The sequence below is a fragment of the Exiguobacterium sp. TNDT2 genome, assembly GCF_003331145.1.
Taxonomy (GTDB): Bacteria; Bacillota; Bacilli; order Exiguobacteriales; family Exiguobacteriaceae; genus Exiguobacterium.
Genome location: NZ_QLVE01000043.1, coordinates 1 through 4,200 on the forward strand (window position 1 = coordinate 1; position 4,200 = coordinate 4,200).

Sequence of the window (4,200 nt, forward strand, 5' to 3'; positions counted from 1 at the left end):
GTCATCAGCTTGGAAGGCTGAGGTTTTACCATTAAACTACACCCGCGAAACGCTTAACGTTACGGTAATATAATAGCACAGGATTTTAGCTTTGCAAACCCTTTTTTGAAAAAACATTGGTTGTTGCGGGTAGGTCGTCTTGCTAAGATAATAGAAGAGAGGAGCGGATGGGGAATGGGTGAGCGTAAGTCTTATTTGCAGATGATGAGTGAGGGCTTTCAAATGATGAAAAAAGGTAGACAAGTCAGTCGTGACATAAAGCTTCGTGACTGGACATTCTCGATTAGCCGTGAGTCGAGTTGGCATATCATCCTTCGAACCGAGCGTCTAAAATGGGTCAGTCCGTCGACCGATGAGTTCAACATTGAACCGTTATTCGTTCAAATCGGAACATTAGAGCTCACACGTCATCTCGAAACGAATGAAGTACGTTTGACGATCGATGAAGAATGGGGAATTGAAAGTAAGGTCGTCTGTGACGCCCAAGAGTGGGAACGATTCGTCGCGTCGCTCAAACAATTGAAGGGGGAGTAGTCGTGAGTCGAGAAAGGCTTTATCGGATTGAAGCGGAAGCTCGTGGGAGTGCCTGGCGGGCCCGTGTATTGACCGGCATCCAACGATTCCGATTTTTTAATGGGGAATTGCTCGCACCGACTGAACGCCCTTATGTCGTCTTGAGTATCTCTCAAGACAAGCAGGCGCTTCCCGATTTGATTGAGACGGATATGGGCGTATTGCTCATCCACGAACGGATTAGCCCGGTTTTTATGAACTTATGCCCCTATGATATTCAACTTGTTCGAGTTGAATTGCACACGAGCACCGGAAAGACGGATCAATACTGCGCGCTCAACGTGTTGCGCCGGTTCGAAATTGAACATCTCGAAGATTCGGGCGAGTATCGATCGTTAGACCCGGATCGGCTCTACTTTTTATCACGACAAACCGTGAGATTGAATTTATTCGGGCATATGATCGCCCAAGATCGAAACAGCCAACGCCTTTACGTGACGGAGCGTCTCAAATATGCGCTTCAAGCGAAAATGGTGACTGGCTTAGCATTTAAGAAGACGAAGGAGCAAACAGCATGAAGGAATATGAGATTGACGGTTGGATCCGTCTATCCTACCCAGAACACTTTGAATACAATGAAGAAGAAGATCACGTCAGTTTTTACTCCGTTGAGGCAGATGCGCAAGGGACGCTACAAATGTCAATTTATGAGGCGGAGGAAGCTCAAGCACCGACCGACGCGGCGCTTCAAGAGTTGAACACGTTTTTAGGTGAGTTCCCAATCAATGTCAAAGTCGCCCCGAGCATCACGTCAGAGGCCGGCGGCATGACGACGGCCTATGCGAGCGGGATTGAAGACGGCATGCATCTCGACGTGTGGTCGCTGACAGACGGGAAACGACTGTTGTTTTTAACGTATGTCGCCGATGAAGTCACGAACGAAAAGTTAGAGATTGAATCGATGATTGAATCAATCGAATGGACCTAAAAAGAGACACGCGCCATCGTCGGCTGCGTGTCTCTTGTTAGTTATTGAAACTTTGGTACATCGAAATAAAGTGTGTAGGCGTCAAGATTTTGATAAATCTCGAAGATACGGGTTGTCTGTTTCGTGGCCCAACCGATATCCGTTGCGTATTGATGATGCCCAGGGACGGCCGGGTTAAAGCGCATCTTATAGAGTGTATTTTGCTTATAATCTGAATGATTGATATAGCTTGCTCCAATCCAGTAAGCGCCACCGACGATGGCCGCTTCTGGCGTGAACCATTTCTGTTCAAAGGCGAACTTAGCCCCGGTCGTCAGTGGACTGCTGTCGACTGCGCGAATACCGTACATATTGTAGACAGTAGCTGCAACCTCTCGATCTGGATGAATTCGGACGCCGCTCGAGTTGATTAAGGCATTTCCGTCTTTATCAACCGGTACTCCCTTGGCAAGAGTCGATTTTCCGTGTCCGGTCTCATGGACAGCGTGGGCGAGCAAGTAAATTTCGTTGACGCTGTATTGATTCGCCGCATTGATGAACGCCTGGCCTTGACCAGTGAGCGTCCCGCTGTCTTTAAGAACCCCGTTCAGTGTCTCAGCACTCGTCCCGGCACTTTTCGACAAGTCGAGGAATTGATAAAACGCTTGAGAATCTTGTGCGAAATTTTTCGGGTTGACGTACGGTTCGATGTCAGAGACCGAAGCGCGCCGCCACGTGTTATCGAATATACGGATGTTATGGCCAGATGGTCGACGGTATGTGATGGTGTAATAATGACCTTCCTGACCCGTGATCGTCACCTTCTCACCCGGGTTGATTTGTCCGTAAACGTGTGACGTCAAGCTGGCACGGCTTAAAATGTTTGCCTCACCAACGACAGAACTCGGTGTTACAAAACCGGTCATCGTCCCGTGTTTGACGCGATACCATACCGATGTACCTACTGTTTGACGGCTGACATATTCGAGCACCGTGCCATTCGGAATGGTGGTGAGCGTTGTCGAACCTGTGGAAGCAGTCATTTTAAGGGCGGTACCTACACCCGAAATGACGCGTACACGATTATTAACGATGGTGCCCGTATTTCCTTCCACTTTCACCCACGAACGCGGTAAATATGCTTTAGCATAACGATGGGCATCCGTCTGACCGAACTGGGCCATTTGACGTTCTGCCATCGTCTGAGCGGAAATCGGATAGCTTGTATATGACACGACGCGTTGAATCCCCGTGGCTGGTGGTGTCGTCGCAACGGGTGCCGTATAACTTAAATGGATGTAGCCGCCGACGAAACTTCCGCTTGTCAAGATGCCCCATTCTGTGTTCAAGACAGGTTTCACTTTTATGACTGTGCCATGGGCAAGAGTCCCAACGGCGGCATTTCCGGTCCCAGGAGTCGGCCGGACGTTTAATGGTGTGCCGCTTGAGACGACTTGCACTTCACGTTCAGGTCCGTATTGCTCAGTCGAGGTCGCTGGAAGTGTGAGCGAGAAATTACGTGCTGCGACGTAACCCGTCACGTTGGCATAGCGGACTTTAAACCATGAACCTGTAGCACCGTGAGCCGAGAGTTGATCGACTTTCGCACCAACTGGAATCGTTTGTAGAACGTTCCCACGCGTGGATGTCGACGAATACATGGTCGCCGTCTGTGTCGCATAGTATGGCGTGACCGGCTCGGCGACTTGTGATTCAGACAAATTTCGCATCGGGACGTAACCTGTCAACGAACCGACTGCGACTTTCGCCCAAGATCCTGTCGCCCCGTGTGTCGATAGAAGTTTGACACTTTGAGCGATTGAAAGCGTTCCGATTGTTTTTCTTGAATTCGACATTGAATTATAAATAGTGGATAGAGTCTTAACGTACATGGTTTTCGGTTCAGTAGTTACGAGTGGTTGCAAGTTTCGTTTTGCGACGTACCCAGTCTTCCCACCGTAAACAACTTTTGCCCATGAGCCGGTCGCACCATGTGCTGACAAGAATGTAACGTTTGCATCTTTCGGAATGGTCAGGAGTACTGTTGAGGCTGAGGTCATCGAATGATGCATCGTCGTACTACTTAACGTACTGTGAGTCGCATTTGATTGACTTGTCACCGCACTCCCTCCCATAAGTGTGAAGTAACGTTGTGCCACATAGCCGGTTTTTCCGTTATATGTGACTTTGAACCATGAACCAGTTGCACCATGTGTGGAAAGATAAGTGACGGACGCTCCTTTAGGGATGGTCGTGACAAGCGGCGCGGATGTTGTCATCGAAGAACGCATATTGACGTTAGCGTCAGCTGTATACGTCTTAGAAGTTGCTGTTTTCGCAACGGATGATTTCAATGTGAGGTAAGAAGATGCGACATATCGCTTTTGACCTTGGAAATCGATTTGAGCCCAGTTGTTATTTGTTGAATAGACATGAACGGTAGTACCTTCTGTCAGTTTTCCGACGATTGACGACGCAGTCGACGTCGAAGATCGGACGTTTAGTATAGAGGTATTGACTGTTCCTTCGGTTGTTGCTGCAAATGTTTGAGTCGGGATGATCGTGCTCAAGATGGTAGTCGAGACGAGAACGGCCGTACTCAAACGTGTAATAGACGGTTTCAAAATGTTACCCCTTTCGAGTAATAATCAATCGATATATGAGTATTTTATAATCATGCGGTCTAAGTATAACTTCTGTCTCTTATACACATCTGACGC

The 4,200-nt window shown here is 48.3% G+C and carries 4 protein-coding genes; 3 read left to right on the plus strand and 1 reads right to left on the minus strand.

The window, feature by feature from the left end; all coding sequences use genetic code 11:
• Window positions 1–174: 174 nt before the first annotated feature.
• From DPV68_RS13975 to DPV68_RS13985, 3 genes are read left to right on the plus strand one after another with little or no spacing between them, the layout of a single operon-like run.
• Window positions 175–534: a hypothetical protein gene (locus DPV68_RS13975; RefSeq protein WP_114167387.1), complete on the plus strand. Its 360-nt coding sequence runs from the start codon at window positions 175–177 to the stop codon at window positions 532–534.
• A 2-nt stretch (window positions 535–536) separates the two neighbouring features.
• Entirely contained in the window at window positions 537–1,091 is a 555-nt protein-coding gene (locus DPV68_RS13980; protein ID WP_114167388.1) for a hypothetical protein, read from the plus strand.
• Entirely contained in the window at window positions 1,088–1,501 is a 414-nt protein-coding gene (locus DPV68_RS13985) for a hypothetical protein (protein WP_114167389.1), read from the plus strand. The genes DPV68_RS13980 and DPV68_RS13985 overlap by 4 nt, the downstream gene beginning before the upstream one ends.
• Window positions 1,502–1,542: 41 nt before the next feature.
• Here the strand turns inward: DPV68_RS13985 and DPV68_RS13990 are convergent, their stop codons facing one another.
• A complete protein-coding gene (locus tag DPV68_RS13990) occupies window positions 1,543–4,104 on the minus strand; it encodes an SH3 domain-containing protein (RefSeq protein ID WP_114167390.1) in 2,562 nt (853 codons plus the stop codon).
• Window positions 4,105–4,200: the final 96 nt, after the last annotated feature.